Raw genomic sequence first — 20,579 nt, forward strand, 5'->3', positions numbered from 1 at the left:
ACAGGGCGGCCCAAGGAAACCGGACCCTCTCCGGGGAGACAGCGTGCAGCAAACCCAATCCTTTCCGCTTTTCGCCCCGCAGGCGGAAGGCGAGATCGAGCTTTCCGTCCTCATCCCGCTCCATAACGAGGAGGAGAATGTCGCGCCGCTCGTCGAGCGCGTCTGCGACGCTCTTAAGGATTTCGGCAAGCCGTGGGAACTGGTCATTGTCGATGATGGCTCGACCGACGGCACCCTTGTCAATGCACGCAAGGAATTCGCGCGCGAAGGGCTCGATCTCAGGATCATCGAATTCCAGCGCAATTTCGGCCAGGCGGCGGGCTTGCAGGCCGGCATCGACGCCGCGCGTGGCCGCATTCTGGCGACGCTCGATGGCGACCTGCAGAACGACCCGTACGACATCCCCAAAATGGTCGCCATGCTGGAGGAGCGCCAGCTTGACCTTGTCTGCGGCTGGCGCAAGAGCCGGCAGGACGGGCTGATGCTTCGCCTGATACCCTCCTGGATCGCCAACCGGCTGATCCGCAAAGTCACCGGGGTGAAGGTTCACGACTATGGCTGCGGGCTAAAGGTCTACCGCGCCAGCGTCATGAAGCAGATCCGCATCATGGGCGGCATGCATCGCTTCATCCCGGCCTGGATCGGCAGCGTTGTCCCAACGTCGCGCATCGACGAGATGGTGGTCAATCATCACGCCCGCCAGTTCGGCACGTCGAAATACGGTATCTCGCGCACCTTCCGCGTGGTGCTGGACCTGCTCTCGGTACTGTTCTTCATGAGTTTCCGATACCGGCCGGGCCATTTCTTCGGGACCATAGGACTGGTGTTCGGGGGCCTGAGCGGGCTGCTTTTCGTCTACCTCTTCGTGGTGAAATTCATTCTCGGCGAGGACATCGGCACCCGGCCGATGCTCACCATCGCGGTAATGCTGTTCATCGGCGCCGTGCAGATGGTGACCACCGGCATTCTTGCCGAGATGCTGGCCAGGAGCCGCGACGAGACGCGCAACTATGTCGTGCGCAACAGCTACAAGCGGGACGCCTGAAGTGATCGAGCGGTTGGCGCGCAGCGGCGGTGCCGTCTATCTGCTGCTTGCCGCGTATTTCGCCGTAAGCATCACCCTGCGGCTGCTCGCGCCGGCCTCGCTCGAACTCGATGAGGGCCAGCAACTGTTCCTCGCCCAGTGGTTCGCCTTGGGTTACGACACGCAGCCGCCTTTCTACAACTGGGTGCAATACGGCGTCGTGCAATTGCTCGGCAGCACCGTGCTGGCGGTGACGGTCCTGAAGAACCTGATGCTGTTCGGCTGCTACGTGCTGTACGGCCTGACAGCCAGTCTCGTCATCCGAGACCGGGTGCTGGCGGTGATCGCCACGCTTGGCTTGATTACCATCCCGCAGATCGGCTTCGAATCGCAGCGCGACCTCACCCACACGGTGGCGGTTCTCTTTGCTGCCTGCATGTTCATCTATTTTTTCATCAGCGCGCTGCAGCGGCCGACCGCGCTCAACTACGCGATGGCCGGCCTCGCCATCGGCATCGGCGTGATCTCCAAGTACAATTTTGTCCTGCTTCCGCTCGCAGCCATCGCCGCCACCCTTTGCGACCGCGATCTGCGCTCCCGATTGTTCGATCCGCGTGTGCTGCTCACAGCCATTGTCGCGGCGGCGGTCGTGGCACCGCATGTTTTGTGGTTCATCGATCATGTCGGCGATGCGACAAGCGGCAGCATCGGCAAGATGACGCAAGACGCACATGGAAGCCGGATCGAGATGATCGGTGTGGGCCTGGCGTCGCTGGCGGGAGCGATTGCGGTCTTCACGCTGCCGACGCTGCTTTTCTTCGCCGTCGCCTTCGGACGGACCTTGCTGGATGCGTGGAAAGCGGAAAGCCAATGGACTCGGCTGATCGGGCGGATGTTCGTGGCCGTCGCCGTCCTGCTTCTGCTGCTGGTCTTTGTCGGCGGCGCCAACAACATCAAGGATCGTTGGCTCGTTCCGATGTTCTTCCTGCTGCCGATCTATCTTGCGGCGAAGATCGAGGCATCGGGGCAGACTTTCCCCGGCGCGGGGCGGCGCTTCGGCGCGATTATCCTTTCGATCATGGTGATCATCCCACTTGTGCTGTTCGCGCGGACGCCGATCCTCGGCGCGATGGGACGATACAGCAAACAGAACGTGCCTTACGGCCCAGGGATCACGGCGATACTGGCTTCCGGCAAGAACCGACCCTCGGTCATCCTTGCCGACGACCAGCAGATGGCCGGCAATCTCCGCCTGCATGCGCCGGGGGAAATTCCGGTCATGGTCCCAGGCTACGAAGACCTTGACGAGCCCTATGTATTCGACGCGGCCCATCCGGTGCTTGTCATCTGGCGCGACAAGGGCAAGCCCGATCCGGCATTGCCCGGCGATATCGCCGCCTGGCTCGAGGCCAGGCCGGAACTGCGCGGCGTCACCCTCGAAGCGAAGGATGCCGCGCTGCCCTATCATTACGGACGCAAGGGCGACGCCTATCATTTCGCCTATGCGTGGATTTATCCCACCGGGTTATAGTTTGGAGTTCGACAAGGCGGGACAAGCGCGCACAGACGCGCCCTGTACCGACTCCACTCACGCCACGCACTGGCCCTTTGTCTGAACCGGCAAACCCACAAGAGCCGGCTGCCGCAGCGTGCGCGGGGGGCCGTTTTCAATAAAGGTAGAACAGTATCGGTATGAGCCCGGCTTCCTGGCCCGCCTCGATCAGTTCGAAGCATGGGATCGAGATCAGAAACACAAGGCCGTCGCGCAGCGTGTGGTTGAAGACACGCGAGCTGAACGTGACTTCCGTCTGATCCCTGAACAGCCACGGGTTGGGAACGAAGCGCGGCACTCGCTGGAGATAGGCTTCGTAGGGCGCACCGAACAGCGCTTTCAGGTGCGCTTCTTCGCGCATCGCCACGATGTGGAAAGCGGTGGCGCAGAGTACGGCGGCCGCCGCCGCAACCGTGATGCTTCCGGTCTGCGTGCCGACGCCCGCCGCAGCGATCGTCGAGAAGAAGTAGAGCGGATTGCGGACAATCGAATAGGGTCCGGCGGTGACGATCTCGGCGGATTTGCGACCGCCGATATAGAGGATAGACCACAGCCGTCCGCCGATGCCGATCAGAATGAGCGCCAGCCCGTTCGCTTCTATGTGTTCGTGCGTGAGTTCGCTGTGCGGCGACCCGCTGAACACAAGCAGCAGGCAAAGAAGGCCGATCACAACCGCCAAAACTAAACGCCGCGATGCCTGGTAGCGAGCCATCGCGGCCTTGCGATCAATTTCCATGCAATCCTCAATGCCAGAGCTTTCGAAACGGGTGGCACGCTCTGTTGGCATCTTGGCTATTTCGGGGCGAGCACCATCATCATCTGCCGGCCTTCGAGCTTTGGCTCAGCCTCGACCTTGGCGATCAGCGCGACCTCCTCGCGAACCTTGTTCAGAAGCTGCATGCCAAGCTCCATATGGGCCATCTCGCGGCCGCGGAAGCGCAGCGTCAGCTTGACCTTGTCGCCTTCCTCGAAGAAGCGGCGCACCGCCTTCATCTTGGTGTCGTAGTCGTGGCTGTCGATATTGGGGCGCATCTTGATCTCCTTGATCTCGATGACCTTCTGATGCTTGCGCGCCTCGGCGGCCTTTTTCTGGTTGGCGTATTTCAGCTTGCCGAGATCGAGGATCTTGACGACCGGCGGCGTGGCGTTGGGCGATATCTCGACGAGATCGAGCCCGGCCTCCTCGGCCATCAGGAGGGCGTCGTTGATCGAGACGTCGCCGTGGTTCTTGCCTTCTGCGTCGATGAGCTGGACCCGCGGAACGCGGATATCCCTGTTGGAGCGGGGCCCTTCCTTGACGGGCGCGCCGGCCTTGAATGGTCTGCGAATGGTCGTGTTCTCCTTGAACCGTTGAACCTGTTTGCTGTCCGGCGGCCTATGTCGGTGGGCCGGGGCGCGAGTCAATAGCACGGCGAAACAAATAAATCACCAGTCTGCGCGCCAACCTTGGCGGGAAACTGGCCCTTTGCGCACGCCTGCGACTGTGCGAGAAGCCGTTTCCCGAAAGTTTCCGAGCCTCATGGACAAGATTACCCTCAACCACCTCGATGTCGACGGCGTGCCGATCGCTTTCCGCCGCCGTGCCGGACGCCCGCCGGGCGTCGTGTGGTTCGGCGGCTATCGCTCCGACATGCTCGGCACAAAAGCAGTGGCGCTGGACGGCTGGGCGGAAAAGGCCGGCCATGCCTATGTCAGGCACGACTATTCCGGCCATGGCGAATCCGGCGGCGCCTTTGCCGACGGCACGATCTCCTCGTGGCTGGCTCAAAGCCTGGCCGTGTTCCGAGGCTTCTCCGAAGGGCCGCAGGTGCTGGTCGGTTCGTCCATGGGCGCCTGGATCGCGTTGCGTCTTGTGCAGGAATTGGCCAAGGCCGGCGAAAGCGCGCGGGTCGGCGGCATGGTGCTGATCGCGCCGGCCCCGGATTTCACTGCCGATCTGGTCGAGCCCGGCCTGACGAAGGCACAGAAGCGCGATCTGGAAACGAAAGGTTTTTTCGAGACGCCGTCGGAATATTCTGGCGAGCCAAGCATCTTCACCCGCGCGCTTATAGAAGACGGACGTAACAACCGCGTGCTGACCGGGCCGCTCGACACGTTCTGCCCGGTGCATGTCATCCAGGGCATGCGCGACCCCGACGTGCCCTACCAGCACGCGCTGAAGCTGGTCGGGCTGCTGCCCGCCGACGACGCGACGCTGTCGCTGGTGCCGGACGGCGACCACCGGCTGTCGCGGCCGCAGGACATCGAGATGATCCTCGCCGCTGTCGAAGCGATGGTTCGGCAAGCGGCGGAGTAGAAGCAGCAATGCGCCTCTCCATCCCGGTTTCGGCCTTCGTAGCTGCCGTCGTCGGTTTCGGCGGTACGCTGGCGCTGATCATCGCGGCGGCCGACGCGGTCGGCGCCTCCCGCCCACAGACCGCGAGCATGGTTACATCGCTCTGCATCGCCATGGCGGTAGAGACGCTGTGGCTGTCATGGCGCACGAAGATGCCGGTGATTTCCGCCTGGTCGACGCCGGGCGCCGCACTGATCGGCGCCAGCACAGGCTTTTCCATCAATGAGGCTGTGGGTGCGTTCCTGGTCACCGGCGCACTTCTGGTCGCCACCGGGCTGTTCAAGCCGCTGACAAGGTTGATTTCGAGAATCCCGGCATCGGTCGCCTCAGGCATGCTGGCGGGCATCGTCGTCACCTTCGTCATCAATGCGACGAAGACGGTTCCCGGCGATCCGTGGCTCATCCTGCCGCTGATCGCCGCCTTCTTCGTCATCCGGCTGTTCAATCCGGCGCTTTCGGTGCTGGCCGTGCTGATCGGCGGCGGGGTGCTGGCGGTGGTTCTTGGCCGCGTGGGAACAATGCCGGCACTGGAAATGTCGACGCTGGTGCTGACGGTGCCCGATTTCACGCTGGGTTCGATCGTCGGCCTGGCACTGCCGCTCTACCTCGTCACCATGGCCTCGCAGAACCTGTCCGGCCTCGCGGTGCTGAAAGCCGCCGGCTACCAGCCGGAACCCGGGCCGCTGATTACCGTCACCGGTCTGGTATCCGTGCTGACGGCGCCGTTCAATGCTCTGACCAGCAATCTGGCAGCCATCTCGGCGGCTATCTGCACCGGCCCGGACGTGCATCCCGATCCGGCCGAGCGCTGGAAGACAGGGCCGTTCTATGCGCTGGCCTACGTCGTGTTCGCGCTGTTCGGCGCCTCTCTGGTCGCGCTCTTCGCCGTGCTGCCGCCCTCGCTGATCATGCTGGTGGCGGGGCTCGGCCTGCTCGGCGCGCTCGCCAATGCGCTCGCCATCGCGCTCAAGGACGATAAGGAACGCATCGCCGCGACGGTCACCTTCGCCGTAACCGCATCGGGACTGACGCTGTTCGGTGTCGGGTCCGCCTTTTGGGGGCTGGTGGCCGGTCTGATCGTGCTTTTCCTCGATCGGCTAAAATTACGATAGCTTTTTCAAATACTTGTCCGGTTTCAGGCGGATATGTCTTGAAGCCGGGTTCTCCCCTTACCATTTCGAATCCGAGCAGCCAGCCCGGCTGCCCAACCGAAGGAACGGGAGAAGATGAACACGACCGCCTTGATCCGTCCGGCCTGGACGCCCGCGACCATCGCGCTGATGGTCATCGGCTTCATGGTGTTCTGGCCGCTTGGATTTGCAATGCTCGCCTACATCATCTGGGGCGACCGGCTTGAAGGTTTTAAGCGCGACGTGAACCGCGCCACCGACGGTATCTTTGCCGGATGCCGCCGCGGCGCCGACAAGACGCATCGCTGGGGCCATGGCACCAGCCGCACCGGCAACGTCGCCTTCGACGACTGGCGCGAGAAGGAACTCGAACGCCTGGCCGAGGAACGCCGCAAGCTCGACGAGACCTTGACCGAGTTCGACGACTACATGCGCGAACTCCGCCGCGCCAAGGACCAGGACGAGTTCGACCGCTTCATGGCGAACCGGTCGCGCTCCACGCCGGCCAAGACCAGCGACGACAAGCCGAAAGGCCCGTCCGGCTTGCTCGATGATGTCGAGTAAAGTTCGACCAGCTTCCGGCTGATCCGACCGGATCGGCGCCGCCCCCGCGGCGCCGATTTCGTTTCCACTCCCCCTCAACATTTTCCGCTGCTCTTCTATTTCCAACGAAATCGCTTCACCCTCCCCGAGGACAGGCCGATGACCAAAGTTCCCGCGATCACGTTCAATGACGGCAAGAGCATCCCGCAGATCGGGCTTGGCGTGTGGCAGACGCCGGACGAGGTTGCCGATTCCGCGGTCGCGGCCGCGCTCGGCGCTGGATACCGCCACGTCGACACGGCGGCGATCTACGGCAACGAACGCGGCGTGGCACGCGGCATCGCGCAATCGGGCATCACGCGGAAGGACGTGTTCGTCACCACCAAACTCTGGAACGCCGACCAGGGTTTTGACAGCACGCTACGCGCCTTCGACAAGAGCCTTGACCGTCTTGAGACGGACTACATCGACCTCTATCTGATCCACTGGCCGTCGCCGCAGCGCAACGCCTATGCCGAGAGCTGGAAGGCGTTCGTTCGGCTGAAGGAGGAGGGCCGCGCCCGCTCCATCGGCGTCTCGAACTTCCAGCCCGAGCACCTCCAGCGCATCGTCGACGAGACCGGCGTGGCGCCCGCGCTCAACCAGATCGAGTTGCATCCGCGCTTCCAGCAGAAGGACGTGCGCGCGGCCAATGAAAAACTCGGCGTCGCCACGGAATCCTGGAGCCCGCTCGGCAGCGGCCGGCTGCTCGGCGATGCGGCGATCGGCCGGATCGCCGCGAAACATCACCGCTCGCCGGCGCAGGTCATCATCCGCTGGCATCTGCAGCAGGGCCTGATCGTCATCCCGAAATCGGTGACGCCTACGCGCATCGTCGAGAATTTCAACGTGTTCGATTTCACGCTGGACAGCGACGACATGGCGGCCTTCGCGGCGCTCGACAGCAAGAACGGCCGGACCGGGCCGAGCCCGATCAGCGCCACGTTCTGACAGGCGCTTTCTCGGGCGGACGAACGATCGATTTCCGGCACAAACCGAAAGAATCACATATCGTCCGCAGATGCCTTTCGGTTTCCTGAAGCCCAAGCCAAAGCTGCCTCGCCCCGTCGCGCCCGCCGAATTGCGGGTGCACGACGTGGCAGGCCGCCAACTACCGCTGCGCATCGTTGAGAACGATCGGGCACGCCGGCTGACGCTGCGCATCGACGCCGGCGGACAGGGCCTGCGCATCACAGTGCCGCCGGGACTGGCGCGCGGCGAGGTCGACCGGTTCCTTACCCGCCACCAGGGCTGGCTGGAGCAGAAGCTCGCGAAAGTGCCGGAAAGGCCGCAGGTGCGGCCCGGCATCAAAATCCCGCTGCGCGGCGCACCCCACCTTATCGTCCATGAACCAGCCACGCGCGGCACGGTCGAACTCCGTCAAGGTTTTGACGGGCCGGAACTCGCCGTCTTCGGCGACCGCCGCCATTTGCCGCGCCGGCTCGCCGATTTTCTGAAACGCGAGGCGAAGAAGGAGATCGAGCCGCTGGTCGAAAGGCATACGGCCGCGGTCGGGCGCAAAGCCAAGGCGGTTCGCTTCAAGGACACGTCGAGCCGCTGGGGCTCGTGCACGGCGGACGGCAACCTCTCTTTCTCCTGGCGCATCATGATGGCGCCGCGACCGGTGATCGACTATCTCGTCGCGCACGAGGTGGCGCATCTCAGGGAGATGAATCACGGCCCGAAATTCTGGAAACTGTGCGAGGAGCTTTGCCCTGACACCGAGCGCTGCAAGGCCTGGCTGAAGAAGAACGGCAGCGCGCTTCAGGCGATCGGGTTCGAATAGCCCTTCCCGTCGTCGCCCGATTCAGGATTGCGACGAACCGTTCAGCCACGCCTCCATAAAATCCAGAAATGCCTGGACTCGCTGCGAGCGAAAACGGCCCTTCGGCACCAGCGCCCACAGCGCAATCGTGTCCGAGCGGTTTATGTCGGCCAGGATTTCAACCAGTTGGCCTTCGGCCACCGCCTTGCCGACGACAAAATCGGCCAGCCGGACGATGCCGTGGCCGGCTACCGCCATGTCGAACAGCATGCCGACATTATCGCAAGCGAAGGTTCCCTTCGGCAGGAACGAGACGATGCCGTCATCGGCGGCGAGCGGCCAGGTCGTCGGCGGCGACTGGCCCGACAGCGCCAGACAATTGTGCCGGATCAGATCGGCCGCCGATCGAGGTATTCCGGACTTTTCCAGATAGGATGGCGCCGCGCAGACCAGGCGGCGGCCCTCCGCCAGTTTTCGAACGACGAGGTCGGACCCGGCGGAAGGACTGCCGCGAATGACGATGTCGACTTGTTCGGCAACTGGATCGACCAGCCGATCCGTCAGCGAGAGATCGACGGAAACCTCCGGGAACCGTTCGAGGAACGCCGGTATCGCGTGCAGCAAAGTCTGCCGGGCGAAACCGGTGCTGGAATTGATGCGCAGCAGGCCCTTCGGCTTGCCGCGGAAGGAAGACATGTCGGCCTCGGCACGCTCGATAAGGTCGAGCACTTCGCGCGCCCGCTCCAGATAGAGCGCGCCTTCGGAGGTCAGCGCCAGCCGTCGCGTCGTGCGCGTCAACAGGCGGACGCCGAGCCTGTCTTCCAGCCGCGAAACCAACTTCGACAGCGCCGACGGGGTCAGCCGCAGATCCTCCGCCGCGCGCGCGAAACTGCCGAGATCAACGACGCGAACGAATGCGGACATTTCGTCTGAAGCGCTCAATTCATGAACTCCAGTCACGATTATCTGTCGGTGTTAGCCGATTATGCGCTTCGGGGGAAATGATAGCGTCGTTTCGGATGTGTAGTGGAGCGATCGCGATGGAACGCCGGAAGTTCGAGAGAAAGCAGTTCGGCGACACCGCGCCACCGACCGGGATCGATTACGACTTCTATCGACGTCGGGCGGCGATGGAACGGCGCGCCGCCATCGCTGCGTTTCCTGGCCAAGTGCGGGCTGCGGTCCGTCAGGCCTGGTTGGCTTTGTCTCGACTCCGCCAAAAATTCATGCCAATGCGCGCGGATGCCGCTCCATATCAAGATTTGTGGCCTGAAGACGCCGGAGACCATCGCCGCCGCGCTTGACGGCGGAGCGAGCCACATCGGTTTCATCTTCTTCGCCAAGAGCCCGCGTTACATCGAGCCCGAACTGGCTGGACGCCTGCGCGAGGCGGCGCGCGGCCGGGCGCAGGCGGTCGCGGTCGTCGTCGACGCCGATGACGCCTTCCTCGATCGAATCGTTTCCGAAACGAAGCCTGATATGCTGCAACTTCACGGTCGGGAGACGCCGGAGCGCGTCGCCGAAGTGAAGGCGCGCTACGGCCTGCCGGTGATGAAAGCGTTTTCCATCAGCGAGGCGGCCGATCTCGAAAAGACGCGGCCGTTCGTCGGTATCGCCGACCGGTTCCTATTCGACGCGAAACCGCCGCAAGGCTCCGAGCTGCCGGGTGGCAATGGCATTTCCTTCGACTGGCGGCTGCTCCAGAAGCTCGATCCCAAGATCGACTACCTGCTGTCCGGCGGGCTGAATGCGCAAAACATCGGCGAGGCATTGGCGCTGGCCCATCCCCCCGGCATCGACATTTCCTCCGGCGTCGAAAGCGCGCCCGGCGTGAAGGAAGTCGGATTGATAGACGCCTTCTTCCGTGCGGTTCGCGAGGCGCGTGCCAGCCGCGCGGCATGAGAGGTCGCAGGCGGCGGTTTACTTTTCGCCGCGGAAAGGCTTAAGCGAGATAGCGGGGACAGTTTACTTTTTTCCGCTTGCGCGGCCTCGCGGCCGTCCGCGCCTTTCGGCGGAAAGAAAGTAAACTGTCCCCAGCACCAGCTTCGGGAACCGCCATGAACAAGCCGATCGAACCGAATTCCTTCAAGACCGGGCCCGACGAGCAGGGCATGTTCGGCATGTTCGGCGGGCGGTTCGTCGCCGAGACGCTGATGCCGCTGATCCTCGATCTCCAGCAGCACTGGAACGAGGCGAAAAACGATCCGGCTTTCAAGGCGGAGCTTTCGGCGCTTTCCACCTTCTATGCGGGGCGCCCGTCGAAACTCTATTTCGCCGAAGGGCTGACAAAACATCTCGGCGGCGCGAAAATCTACCTGAAGCGCGAGGATTTGAACCACACGGGTTCGCACAAGATCAACAATTGCCTCGGCCAGATTCTTCTGGCCAAGCGCATGGGCAAGACGCGGCTCATCGCCGAGACCGGCGCGGGCCAGCACGGCGTGGCCTCGGCGACGGTCGCGGCGCGGTTCGGCTATCCCTGCGTGGTCTATATGGGCTCCACCGACGTCGCCCGGCAGAGCCCGAACGTGTTCCGGATGAAGCTGCTGGGCGCCGAGGTGAGGCCGGTCGAGTCCGGCCACGGCACGTTGAAGGACGCCATGAACGAGGCGTTGCGCGACTGGGTGACCAATGTCCACGACACCTATTACCTGATCGGCACGGCGGCCGGTCCGCATCCCTATCCGGAGATGGTGCGCGATTTCCAGTCGGTCATCGGCACCGAGGCGCGCCAGCAGATCCTCGAACAGGAGGGGCGCCTGCCCGATCTGATCGTCGCGGCGGTCGGCGGCGGCTCCAACGCTATTGGCATCTTCCACCCCTTCCTCGACGATCGCGACGTAAAAATCGTCGGCATCGAGGCGGGCGGGCGCGGCCTGCAAGGCGTCGAGCATTGCGCCTCGATGAACGCAGGCAGACCGGGCGTGCTCCACGGCAACCGCACCTATCTGCTGCAAAACGAAGACGGGCAGATTCTCGACGGCCATTCGATTTCAGCCGGCCTCGACTATCCCGGCGTTGGGCCGGAGCACAGCTGGCTGCGCGACTCCGGCCGCGTCGACTACGTGCCGATCCTCGACGACGAGGCGCTGGATGCTTTTCAGGTAACGACGCGCGTCGAGGGCATCATCCCGGCGCTGGAATCCGCGCACGCCATCGCCCATGTCATCAAGGTGGCGCCGACCATGGGCAAGGACCAGATCATCATCGCCAACCTGTCCGGCCGCGGCGACAAGGACGTGCATACGGTCGCCAAGATGATGGGCATGGAGATTTGAGCTGGCCTGTGTGCCATGCTAAATTTGCTTGCATGCATATGGGCAATTCGAGATGGCCAAACGACAAGGCACTGCAAGAGACCGTCGGGTCGAGGAGGCTGATCCCCCTTCGTCAGCGGACACACTACGTCACGACTACGCGTCCTTTTTGAAGACCTCGGAGGCCGAGCGCAGGCTGTTGAAGGAACGCATAGCCGAAGCGGACAAAGGCGTGTTCATCTCGGCCGAGGCGATGCATCGCTGGGTCGAAAGCTGGGGCACCGAGAATGAGCTGCCACCGCCGGAACCGGACGTCTTCCTGAAGCCTCGCCAGACATGAGGCTGATCTATCTCGCTTCGGCCAACGAGGATCTGGGTTGGTTCCAGGAATATTATGGCTGAATCTTTCACGCGGGCTCTGAGCGCGCAACCAGACAATGCATCAGAGCAGTCGCTAACCTTTGCGACCATCCACACATCGGCCGGCCGGTCGGTGACTCGGGGCTACGCAGTTACAGCATTCCACGTCTTCCCTTCGCTATCATCTATCGCGTAACAGAAGAGCACATTGAGGTTGTCCGCGTTTGGGATCAGCGTTCCGATCCCGCAAGGCTCGGGCTGCAGGAAAAGGGCGCCGCCTTAAATATGACCATGACCCGCATCGATCGCCGTTTCGAAAAGCTCAGGGCCGAAGGCCGGCCGGCGCTCGTCACCTATTTCATGGGCGGCGACCCCGACTACGACACGTCGCTGTCGATCATGAAGGCGCTGCCGAAGGCAGGCGCCGACGTGATCGAACTCGGCATGCCGTTCTCCGATCCGATGGCGGACGGGCCGGCGATCCAGGCGGCCGGCCTGCGCGCATTGAAGGGCGGGCAGACGCTGGTCAAGACGCTGGCGATGGCCGAGGACTTCCGAAGGACGGACGACGAGACGCCGATCGTCTTGATGGGCTATTACAATCCGATCTACATCCATGGTGTCGACAAATTCCTTTCGGATGCGAAACGATCTGGCGTCGACGGGTTGATCGTCGTCGACCTGCCGCCGGAGATGGATGCCGAGCTTTGCGTGCCGGCGCTGAAAGCAGGCATCAACTTCATCCGCCTGGCAACACCGACCACCGACGAGCGGCGCCTGCCCAAGGTGCTCGAAAACACTTCGGGTTTCGTCTATTATGTGTCGATGACGGGCATCACCGGATCGGCGCTGGCCGACACGGCCAAGGTCGGCGAGGCGGTCAGGCGCATCAAGGGTCATACCGATCTGCCGGTCTGCGTCGGTTTCGGCGTCAAGACCGCGGAGCAGGCGAGAATCATTGGCGGCTCTGCCGACGGTGTCGTCGTCGGGACGGCGATCGTCAATGCCGTCGCGAACGTGCTGGGGCCGAAGGGCGAGAAGACAGCCGATCCGGCGGAGGCGGTGGCGACGCTGGTCGGCGGACTGGCACAGGGCGTTCGCGCCGCGCGCCTCGCTGTCCCGGCGTGAAGCTTCCCCGTTCAAAGGAAAAAAGCCCATGAACTGGATCACCAACTACGTCCGCCCGCGCATCAATTCCATGCTGGGGCGGCGCGACATGCCGGAAAATCTCTGGATCAAGGATCCCGAGAGCGGCGAGATGGTTTTTCACAAGGATCTGGAAGGCAACCAGTGGGTGATCCCGTCGTCGGGCCACCATATGAAGATCGCGGCGCGCGAGCGGCTGAAATTCTTCTTCGATGGCGGAAAATTCGAGCTGATCGACAATCCGAAGGTCGTCGCCGACCCGCTGAAGTTCCGCGACGAGAAGCGCTATGTCGACCGGCTGAAGGAAGCCAAGACCAAGACCAGCCTGGAAGACGCGGTGCTGAACGCGCTGGGCACGATCGAGGGACTTCCGATCGTGGCCACGGTCCAGGATTTCGCCTTCATGGGCGGCTCGCTTGGCATGGCCGCCGGCGAGGCGATCATCAGGGCCTTCGACACCGCCCGTGAAAAACGGCGGCCGCTGGTGCTGTTCGCGGCATCGGGCGGGGCGCGCATGCAGGAAGGCATCCTGTCGCTGATGCAATTGCCGCGCACCACGGTGGCGGTAGACCGCTTCAAGGAATCCGGCCTGCCCTACATCGTCGTGCTGACCAATCCGACCACCGGCGGGGTGACGGCTTCGTACGCCATGCTTGGTGACGTGCACATCGCCGAACCCGGATCGCTGATCGGCTTCGCCGGGCCGCGCGTCATCGAGCAGACCATTCGCGAAAAGCTCCCGGAAGGTTTCCAGCGCGCCGAATATCTGATGGATCATGGCATGGTCGACATGGTGGTGTCACGCCTGCAGCTGAAGTCGACCGTCGCCAGGCTGTTGAAAATATGGATGAAAGTGCCGATCGCCGGCAATGAAGCGGCAGGCGTCGAATTTCATCCTCCCGTGCTCAACGGACCCGAGCAACGCGCCGGAGCCTGAACGGCCCCTGGCGCGGATGGACAAGCGAATCGGGCGTTGACGGCCGACCATCCGGCCTGCCCGGAACCTTCCAGAAAGCATCGGTCTCCATGACCAAGCACAGCACCGATAGCCTCGCCAAGCGCGAGATCGATCGTCTGATGACGCTGCATCCGAAGGGATTCGACCTTTCGCTGGAGCGCATCACGCGGCTGCTCGGACGGCTCGGAAACCCGCATCTCAGGCTGCCGCCGGTGATCCACATCGCCGGCACCAACGGCAAGGGCTCGGCCGCAGCCTTTTCCCGTGCCCTCCTGGAAGCCGAAGGCAAACTCGTGCATGTCCATACCTCGCCGCATCTGGTGAATTGGCACGAGCGCTTTAGGCTGGCTGCCCCGCGCGGCGGAAAGCTCGTCGACGATGCTGTTCTGGCCGACGCGGTGGCGCGGGTAGCGGAGGCCAATCGCGGCGAAAAGATCACCGTGTTCGAAATCCTCACGGCGGTGACTTTCGTCCTGTTCTCTGAGCATCCGGCCGATGCGGCAATCATCGAGGTCGGGCTCGGCGGCCGTTTTGACGCGACGAATGTCATTTTGAATCCGGCGGTTACCCTCATCATGCCAGTCTCACTCGACCACGAGGCCTATCTCGGCGACCGTGTCGAACTGATCGCGGCGGAGAAGGCGGGCATCATCAAGCAGGGTCGTCCCGTGGTGGTCGGCGCGCAGGAGTCGGAGACGGCACTGGAAGTGATCGTGCAGACGGCCGAGCGGCTCGACAGCCCGGTCACCGCCTACGGCCAGGATTTCCTGGCCTATGAGGAAAACGGCCGGATGATCTATCAGGACGAGGACGGGCTGATGGACCTGCCGCCGCCGCGCCTGCCCGGCCGGCACCAATATGCGAATGCCGCCGCGGCGATCGCGGCGGTGAAGGCTGCGGGCTTCGAGATCGGCCACCGCGCGGCGGAAAAGGCGCTGACTTCCGTGGCTTGGCCTGGGCGAATGCAGAGGCTGACGCAAGGCGGGCTGGTGGACCTGGCGCCCGCAGGTGCGGAAATCTGGCTGGACGGCGGCCATAATCCGGGCGCCGGTGTGGTGGTCGCGGAGGCACTGACGGAGCAGGAAGAGCGGTTTTCGCGGCCGCTGTTCCTGATATGCGGCATGATCAACACCAAGGACCAGAGCGGATATTTCCGTACTTTCAAAGGGATAGCCCGGCATGTCTACACAGTGCCGGTGAGCTCGAGCGACGCGGGCGTGCCGAATGGCGAACTGGCGGCGCGCGCCACCGAGGCGGGACTGTCCGCCGAGCCGGTCAACTCGGTGGCTAACGCCTTGATGTTGCTGCGCGATACTTGGGATTCACGTGAAACGCCGCCGCGTATCCTGATCGGCGGATCGCTCTATCTGGCCGGCGCCGTGCTGGCCGAAAACGGCACGCCACCCATCTGAAACGCCGGGCCGGAGCCCGCGTCAAGTTCAAAATATCCAGATATTCCAATAATTTGCGCTGATTTCGGTCATGCAAATGCTGTTTTGCCCTGACGCACACCCGCCGCGAGCTTGCCCTTCGCACGTTCTTGCGCGATTTCGCCGGCCGGAAACCCGCGATGCCGAGATCAATTGCGTCGTCTCGGTCCCGCCCGCGCGTGAGCGGGGAGTCTCCTTGCGGTCTCGACAATTGCTCGCTGATAGTCACCGAACATAGGAATGGGGCAATGAAGACGCCGGGAGCAATGTTGCTCCCGGCGCCTCTGTTTTGATCCGGCCGCAGACCGGAGGGCTCCCTCAGATGATGAGGAAGTCGGCGTTGGTGATGCCGAGACCGGCCCCGACGATGGCGAACAGGGTCGATCCGCCGGCGGCATTGCCGTTGGTGTCGTAGAAGATATTGCCGGTGTCGGTCTCATAGATGATGCGGTCATCGGCATCGCCGGCAAGGCCGGGGGCGTTGGCGACAAACTGCCCGGCGCTCAGGGTGCCGGTGCCGCCGACGATGGCGTTGAAGATGGCATCGTCCAGCCGGATGGTGTCGTCGACGAAGACGAAGTCGGTGATGGTGTCGACGTTCGCGGCACCGACCGCCGTGTCGAACACGAACTGGTCCTTGCCCGCATTGCCGGTCAGCGTGTCGTTGCCGAGACGGCCGACGATCGTATCCGAACCACCGCCGCCGACGATGACGTTGATGGCGTTGTTGCCGGTCAGCGTGTCGCCGAAGGCGGAACCGGTGAGGTTCTCTATCGACGAGTAGGTGTCGCCGGCAGCGTCACCCGTATTGCCGGCAGGGACGATGAAACTGGCGACAACACCCGCGGCCGCCGTCTCATAGGAGGCCGTATCCGTGCCGTTTCCGCCCGAGAAATCGTCGGCGCCAGCGCCGCCGATGAAAGTATCGTCGCCATCCTGGCCGAACAGGTTGTCGTCGCCGCCAAGTCCGATGAGCGTGTCCTTGCCGCCGCCGCCGATGAGGCTGTTGATGCTGTTGGTGCCCGTCAGCGTGTCGTCGAAGCCGGAGCCCGTCAGGTTTTCGATCGAGGTGTAGCTGTCCCCTGCCGCCTCGCCCGTGTTTGTCGCCGGGCTGAGCAGGGCTGCAACGATGTCGGTTGTCGCATTCTCGTAGGTCGCCCGGTCGGAGCCGAGGCCTCCCGAAAGGGCATCCGCGCCCGTCCCGCCATTGAGGACGTCATTGCCGTCCTGCCCGAACAGGTTGTCGTCGCCACCGAAGCCGACGATGGTGTCGTCGCCTTCGCCGCCGATGAGGCTGTTGGTGCTGTTGGTGCCCTTCAGCGTGTCGGCGAAAGCCGAACCGGTCAGGTTCTCGATCGACGTATAGGTGTCGCCCGCCGCATCGCCGGTATTGGTGGCCGGGCTCAGCAGGGCCGCCGTGACGCCGGCCGCTGCATCCGCATAGGTGGCGCGGTCCGAGCCAAGGCCGCCCGAGAGGGCATCGCCGCCGACACCACCGTTCAGGATGTCGTTGCCGTCCTGGCCGAACATGCTGTCGTCGCCGTTGAGACCGAACACGGTGTCGTCGCCGGCCCCGGCGATAATGCTGTTGCCGCCATTGGTGCCGGTGAGGTCATCGTTGAAGCCCGAGCCAGTCAGGTTCTCGATCGAGTTATAGGTGTCGCCCGTCGCCTCGCCGGTGTTCTTCGTGGCGTCGGACAGATTGACGGTCACAGGTCCACCGTTGGCATAAGAAGCCCGGTCGGATCCAAGCCCACCCGACAGGAGATCGTCGGCCTGTCCGCCTTCAAGCACATCGTTGCCGTCCTGGCCGAACAGTTCGTCGCGGAAAATGGTGCCGCGCATGCTCTCGTCGTCGGAATCGCCGAGGATGATGATGCGGTCATTTTCCGTGCCGGCCGGATCAAAGTCCTGGATCTGGAACAGCGACAGGTCGACGCTTGTTGCGCCCAGCATTTCGACGCGGAACTTGTCGACGGTGTTGTTGGCATTGAAGTCGAGGACGAGGTTGGCCGCAAGACCGGCTCCGACCTGTGCCGCCGCAACGGTCACGGACCGGTCGGCGATAACGCTCGGGTCGAACTCGATCTCCTCGATGCTGACGAAGGAAGCATTGACGAAGGTTTCGTCCGACTGGACAAGCACTCTATCGTCATCCGCGCCACCGTTGATCACTTCGCCAAGCGCGGCCTCGCCGGTGTTGTAGATGAAGGTGTCGGAGCCCGCCCTGCCCTGGAGATTGTCGGCGCCGTTGCGGCCGACGAGCGTGTTGGCGCCGGCGGTGCCGCGGATGCTGTCGTCCTGATTGGTGCCGTTGACGTTTTCGAAATTGATCGCCGTCTCGGTGTTGACGCCCTCGACGATGGTACCGGCGTCGAGATCGATGATCAGGCCGTTCTGGGTGTTGGCCAGCAGATCGAGCGTATCGGTGTCGGCGCCGCCGTCCCAGAGATCGGTGTCGATGTTGTTACCGACACGCAGGATGTCGTTGCCCTGGTCGCCGAAATACTGGTTGCCGCCGCTGCTGGTCGAGTCGGTGATATCGTCATCGCCGAGATGGCCATGGACGATGTCGGAATCGACGTCCGTGACGATGGTGTCGCTGAAGATGGTGCCGACCTGCCAGTTCGGTTCCGGATTGTAGACGGCTTGCGCATTGACGAAGTCGCGCGTGTCGAGGATCTCCATGCGCACGCCGCCGGTGGCGTCGAGCGATTGCCAGGTCACCGCGAACCGGCCGTCGCCGAGATCGGTGACCGAGGGTGAGGTGCCCGGCCCGGAGAAGACGAAATTGCCGAGTGAGGAACCGGTGGCGCTGAAGTGGCTCGCGACCATATTATCCGCCTGATCGTCATCGACGATGACGATGAAAGAACCGTCGGAAAGGGCCGTGATGGTCGCTTCGTTGGTGAGGTTGGTCGCGCTGTTGGCCAGGATGACATTGGCCGTACCGGTTTGAACCCCAGCTGCGTCGAAGATGGCGATTGTGACGTCGGTGTCGTTGGCGTCGACGTCGGTATAGGCGATGGCAAAACCGCCGCCGGCCAAAGCAGTCACCGACGATTCCGTGTCGCTGAAGCCATCGGCATTGGTCGCCGCTACGAAACTGGCGCTGATGACGTTGCCGCCAGCCGCGTCGACGACGCGAAATGCAATCCGGTTATCACCCCCGGTGAGATCGGTGCAGGTGATGACATAATTGCCGTTGGACAGCACGGCCACGTCCGGATCACTTTCGTTGAGCGAAAATCCGATCAGGCTGATCTGGGAGCCCAGAGTGCCGGTCGATGGATCGTAGATGCGGCCGGCGATTCTGGTGCCGCCCGCATCCTGGAACTGGTAGACCACCAGAGCCGACGTCGAACTCGATACCGCGACATGCGGGTCGCGAAAGTTGGGCTGCGTGGCAGCGTTGCTGTCACTTTCGATGGTGGTGGTGAAAATGACCGCGCCGGTGGCATCGTAGACATTTGCACGCAGCGGCGTACCGGTGGTCTCGACGTCCTCGTAAACAGCCATGAAGCCGCCGCCGGGCACGGCGGCCAGATCGGCGTCTATTTCGTCGTCGGCAAAGAAGCCCTGGTTGATGCGGAACGGTCCGCCGACGGCTACGCCCATCGGGTCGAATATCTGGCCGATCGTATCCGAGGCACCCGAGGCGCCCGGCCTTGCAGGATCCGAACTCGTCCACGACACCAGGATGTTGCCGTTGTCGAGCTGGATGATGTCGGGGTCGGATGGGCCGCTGGTGGCGGTAACGTTGAACTCTTCGAGCCAGGTAACTGGTATATTCGGCATTGTAATCTCCGATAAAAGGTTGATGGCACGCCCATGCGCGCCGTTCGTTGTCGCCAGTTTTCCTGCTAGTTGCGGGCCGGATCGGCAGAGATGTCGACCCGCCGATCAGCGCGCCAAAGAAGAGGTGTGATGGTCATATGTCACTCCCGTTTGATGACAGATGTTAGAGTTGGTGTGTTGCCGAGCGTATCCGTTCAGGCACAAGGAGGAATGAGCCTGCGCCCGCAGGCGATGCCATGCGGGTGTGTCTCGGAAGGTTCGGCAAAGGTGAATCGTGCGGCGCCAAGCAAACATATCCATGCAATGTCGCGATGACGGCAACCGCCACGAGACGAGACAAAACAAGCCCACAGACACGGCATTGCTACCGCATCCAGAACCCGGATATTTTAGATGGCCCCGATCCAAAAGGCGTAGCGATCACTTATGCCGTGACCCTCGACGCGCCTTGGAGGCAAAGAACTTTGAAAAATGATTTGCGTTTTCTTTTTACGCTACGTCATTCCTCTGACGTCTTGCAACAATAATCTTGAGAACCTGCCCGAAAATCGCTTTCCGAGGTAACCGATAATCATTCAAGTGACCTGGAATAAGCTTTCCAGGCCAAGCAATAGCCAGATACTTGCACCTCGCCATGGCAGCTAAATGCCTGTAAGAACTTTGATTTTTAACATGAACGCGCGTTTTCACGGACGACCCGCGCCACCCGTTTACCTGCCGTTAACAATGTGCCCGAAAATGACCGTTCATGCCCGCATTTGCGCGCTTCGACGAATCCGGCCGCGCCATGCCGGAACTGCGACTTGGCACCTGGCACAAAAAACCCGGCGCGAGGCCGGGCTGATTGTCGTGGAGAAAGGCTGGTTGGTCAGGCGACGGCGCCATTGATCCAATGCGACAGCGCGGTTTTCGGCAGAGCGCCGACCTTCATGTCGGCCACTTCGCCACCCTTGAAGATCATCAGCGTCGGGATCGAGCGCACGCCGAACTGGGCGGCAAGTTCCGGATTCTCGTCGATGTTGAGCTTTGCAATCTTCACCTTGCCGGCGAGTTCGGTCGAGATCTCTTCCAGCGACGGGCCGATCATCTTGCAGGGACCGCACCATTCCGCCCAGAAATCGACGACGACGGGCGCGCTAGCGTCGAGGACGTCGGCCTTGAAATTGTTCTTGTCGACCTTGACGGTGGCCATCTAAAAATCCTTTCGGTTCGAAGTCGCACTAGATGTGGTGGCTCACGCGC

The 20,579-nt window shown here is 62.8% G+C and carries 18 protein-coding genes and 1 pseudogene; 14 read left to right on the forward strand and 5 right to left on the reverse strand.

Annotation, left to right across the window (positions count from 1 at the left end; translation table 11 throughout):
- Positions 1 to 43 precede the first annotated feature (43 nt).
- Together ABMA59_RS08890 and ABMA59_RS08895 are read left to right on the forward strand one after the other, a co-directional pair.
- The gene (locus ABMA59_RS08890; RefSeq protein WP_349004978.1) at positions 44 to 1,045 is read left to right on the forward strand and encodes a glycosyltransferase family 2 protein; all 1,002 of its coding nucleotides are present in this window, start codon (positions 44 to 46) and stop codon (positions 1,043 to 1,045) included.
- A gap of 1 nt (position 1,046) precedes the next feature.
- Complete coding sequence (locus ABMA59_RS08895; RefSeq protein WP_349004979.1) at positions 1,047 to 2,555, forward strand: ArnT family glycosyltransferase; 1,509 nt, start codon at positions 1,047 to 1,049, stop codon at positions 2,553 to 2,555.
- Positions 2,556 to 2,691: 136 nt separating this feature from the next.
- On the opposite strand, the gene ABMA59_RS08900 is transcribed toward ABMA59_RS08895, so the two are convergent.
- Positions 2,692 to 3,312 carry a methyltransferase family protein gene (locus tag ABMA59_RS08900; protein ID WP_349004980.1) on the reverse strand — a complete coding sequence of 207 codons (621 nt, stop codon included), beginning with the start codon at positions 3,310 to 3,312 and terminating at the stop codon, positions 2,692 to 2,694.
- 56 nt (positions 3,313 to 3,368) lie between these two features.
- Positions 3,369 to 3,905, reverse strand: coding sequence for a translation initiation factor IF-3 (gene infC / locus ABMA59_RS08905; protein ID WP_349005218.1), 537 nt, complete (start codon positions 3,903 to 3,905; stop codon positions 3,369 to 3,371).
- A gap of 190 nt (positions 3,906 to 4,095) precedes the next feature.
- Here infC and ABMA59_RS08910 point away from each other — a divergent pair, with 190 nt between their 5' ends.
- From ABMA59_RS08910 to ABMA59_RS08930, 5 genes are all read left to right on the forward strand, one after another.
- Positions 4,096 to 4,872, forward strand: coding sequence for an alpha/beta hydrolase (locus ABMA59_RS08910; RefSeq protein WP_349004981.1), 777 nt, complete (start codon positions 4,096 to 4,098; stop codon positions 4,870 to 4,872).
- 8 nt (positions 4,873 to 4,880) lie between these two features.
- Positions 4,881 to 6,023 carry a benzoate/H(+) symporter BenE family transporter gene (locus ABMA59_RS08915; protein ID WP_349004982.1) on the forward strand — a complete coding sequence of 381 codons (1,143 nt, stop codon included), beginning with the start codon at positions 4,881 to 4,883 and terminating at the stop codon, positions 6,021 to 6,023.
- 114 nt (positions 6,024 to 6,137) lie between these two features.
- On the forward strand, positions 6,138 to 6,605 hold the full coding sequence (locus ABMA59_RS08920) for a DUF2852 domain-containing protein (RefSeq protein ID WP_349004984.1): 468 nt from the start codon (positions 6,138 to 6,140) through the stop codon (positions 6,603 to 6,605).
- A 138-nt stretch (positions 6,606 to 6,743) separates the two neighbouring features.
- Positions 6,744 to 7,574 carry an aldo/keto reductase gene (locus ABMA59_RS08925; protein WP_349004985.1) on the forward strand — a complete coding sequence of 277 codons (831 nt, stop codon included), beginning with the start codon at positions 6,744 to 6,746 and terminating at the stop codon, positions 7,572 to 7,574.
- Between the two features lie 70 nt (positions 7,575 to 7,644).
- Positions 7,645 to 8,409: a M48 family metallopeptidase gene (locus ABMA59_RS08930; RefSeq protein ID WP_349004986.1), complete on the forward strand. Its 765-nt coding sequence runs from the start codon at positions 7,645 to 7,647 to the stop codon at positions 8,407 to 8,409.
- Between the two features lie 21 nt (positions 8,410 to 8,430).
- Here the strand turns inward: ABMA59_RS08930 and ABMA59_RS08935 are convergent, their stop codons facing one another.
- Complete coding sequence (locus ABMA59_RS08935; RefSeq protein ID WP_349004987.1) at positions 8,431 to 9,330, reverse strand: LysR family transcriptional regulator; 900 nt, start codon at positions 9,328 to 9,330, stop codon at positions 8,431 to 8,433.
- Between the two features lie 300 nt (positions 9,331 to 9,630).
- Here ABMA59_RS08935 and ABMA59_RS08940 point away from each other — a divergent pair, with 300 nt between their 5' ends.
- The 7 genes and pseudogenes from ABMA59_RS08940 (at position 9,631) to ABMA59_RS08965 (ending at position 15,521) form a co-directional block, all read left to right on the forward strand.
- Complete coding sequence (locus ABMA59_RS08940; RefSeq protein ID WP_349004988.1) at positions 9,631 to 10,290, forward strand: phosphoribosylanthranilate isomerase; 660 nt, start codon at positions 9,631 to 9,633, stop codon at positions 10,288 to 10,290.
- Between the two features lie 155 nt (positions 10,291 to 10,445).
- A complete protein-coding gene (gene trpB / locus ABMA59_RS08945; RefSeq protein ID WP_349004990.1) occupies positions 10,446 to 11,666 on the forward strand; it encodes a tryptophan synthase subunit beta in 1,221 nt (406 codons plus the stop codon).
- A gap of 52 nt (positions 11,667 to 11,718) precedes the next feature.
- Positions 11,719 to 11,985 carry a hypothetical protein gene (locus ABMA59_RS08950; RefSeq protein ID WP_349004991.1) on the forward strand — a complete coding sequence of 89 codons (267 nt, stop codon included), beginning with the start codon at positions 11,719 to 11,721 and terminating at the stop codon, positions 11,983 to 11,985.
- Positions 11,986 to 12,047: 62 nt separating this feature from the next.
- Positions 12,048 to 12,236: pseudogene (locus tag ABMA59_RS37140) on the forward strand (type II toxin-antitoxin system RelE/ParE family toxin); the annotation flags it as partial.
- Positions 12,237 to 12,296: 60 nt separating this feature from the next.
- A complete protein-coding gene (trpA, locus tag ABMA59_RS08955) occupies positions 12,297 to 13,133 on the forward strand; it encodes a tryptophan synthase subunit alpha (RefSeq protein WP_425475878.1) in 837 nt (278 codons plus the stop codon).
- Positions 13,134 to 13,161: 28 nt separating this feature from the next.
- On the forward strand, positions 13,162 to 14,088 hold the full coding sequence (accD, locus tag ABMA59_RS08960; protein WP_349004993.1) for an acetyl-CoA carboxylase, carboxyltransferase subunit beta: 927 nt from the start codon (positions 13,162 to 13,164) through the stop codon (positions 14,086 to 14,088).
- Positions 14,089 to 14,177: 89 nt separating this feature from the next.
- Entirely contained in the window at positions 14,178 to 15,521 is a 1,344-nt protein-coding gene (locus tag ABMA59_RS08965) for a bifunctional folylpolyglutamate synthase/dihydrofolate synthase (RefSeq protein WP_349004994.1), read from the forward strand.
- A gap of 336 nt (positions 15,522 to 15,857) precedes the next feature.
- On the opposite strand, the gene ABMA59_RS08970 is transcribed toward ABMA59_RS08965, so the two are convergent.
- Together ABMA59_RS08970 and trxA are read right to left on the reverse strand one after the other, a co-directional pair.
- Positions 15,858 to 19,337, reverse strand: a complete 3,480-nt coding sequence (locus tag ABMA59_RS08970) for a beta strand repeat-containing protein (RefSeq protein WP_349004995.1) — start codon at positions 19,335 to 19,337, stop codon at positions 15,858 to 15,860.
- Between the two features lie 868 nt (positions 19,338 to 20,205).
- Entirely contained in the window at positions 20,206 to 20,529 is a 324-nt protein-coding gene (gene trxA, locus ABMA59_RS08975) for a thioredoxin (protein WP_349004996.1), read from the reverse strand.
- Positions 20,530 to 20,579: the final 50 nt, after the last annotated feature.

The sequence above is a fragment of the Mesorhizobium yinganensis genome, from assembly GCF_040081985.1.
Classification (GTDB): Bacteria; Pseudomonadota; Alphaproteobacteria; order Rhizobiales; family Rhizobiaceae; genus Kumtagia; species Kumtagia yinganensis.

Excerpts from the sequence above, each read along its gene's own strand:
- ABMA59_RS08950 (WP_349004991.1), top strand. The coding sequence starts at position 11,719 with ATGGCCAAACGACAAGGCACTGCAAGAGACCGTCGGGTCGAGGAGGCT.
- ABMA59_RS08915 (WP_349004982.1), top strand. The coding sequence starts at position 4,881 with ATGCGCCTCTCCATCCCGGTTTCGGCCTTCGTAGCTGCCGTCGTCGGT.
- ABMA59_RS08970 (WP_349004995.1), bottom strand. The coding sequence starts at position 19,337 with ATGCCGAATATACCAGTTACCTGGCTCGAAGAGTTCAACGTTACCGCC.
- ABMA59_RS08940 (WP_349004988.1), top strand. The coding sequence starts at position 9,631 with ATGCCGCTCCATATCAAGATTTGTGGCCTGAAGACGCCGGAGACCATC.
- trpA (WP_425475878.1), top strand. The coding sequence starts at position 12,297 with ATGACCCGCATCGATCGCCGTTTCGAAAAGCTCAGGGCCGAAGGCCGG.
- trpB (WP_349004990.1), top strand. The coding sequence starts at position 10,446 with ATGAACAAGCCGATCGAACCGAATTCCTTCAAGACCGGGCCCGACGAG.
- ABMA59_RS08920 (WP_349004984.1), top strand. The coding sequence starts at position 6,138 with ATGAACACGACCGCCTTGATCCGTCCGGCCTGGACGCCCGCGACCATC.
- accD (WP_349004993.1), top strand. The coding sequence starts at position 13,162 with ATGAACTGGATCACCAACTACGTCCGCCCGCGCATCAATTCCATGCTG.
- ABMA59_RS08910 (WP_349004981.1), top strand. The coding sequence starts at position 4,096 with ATGGACAAGATTACCCTCAACCACCTCGATGTCGACGGCGTGCCGATC.
- ABMA59_RS08900 (WP_349004980.1), bottom strand. The coding sequence starts at position 3,312 with ATGGAAATTGATCGCAAGGCCGCGATGGCTCGCTACCAGGCATCGCGG.
- trxA (WP_349004996.1), bottom strand. The coding sequence starts at position 20,529 with ATGGCCACCGTCAAGGTCGACAAGAACAATTTCAAGGCCGACGTCCTC.
- ABMA59_RS08925 (WP_349004985.1), top strand. The coding sequence starts at position 6,744 with ATGACCAAAGTTCCCGCGATCACGTTCAATGACGGCAAGAGCATCCCG.
- ABMA59_RS08930 (WP_349004986.1), top strand. The coding sequence starts at position 7,645 with ATGCCTTTCGGTTTCCTGAAGCCCAAGCCAAAGCTGCCTCGCCCCGTC.
- ABMA59_RS08965 (WP_349004994.1), top strand. The coding sequence starts at position 14,178 with ATGACCAAGCACAGCACCGATAGCCTCGCCAAGCGCGAGATCGATCGT.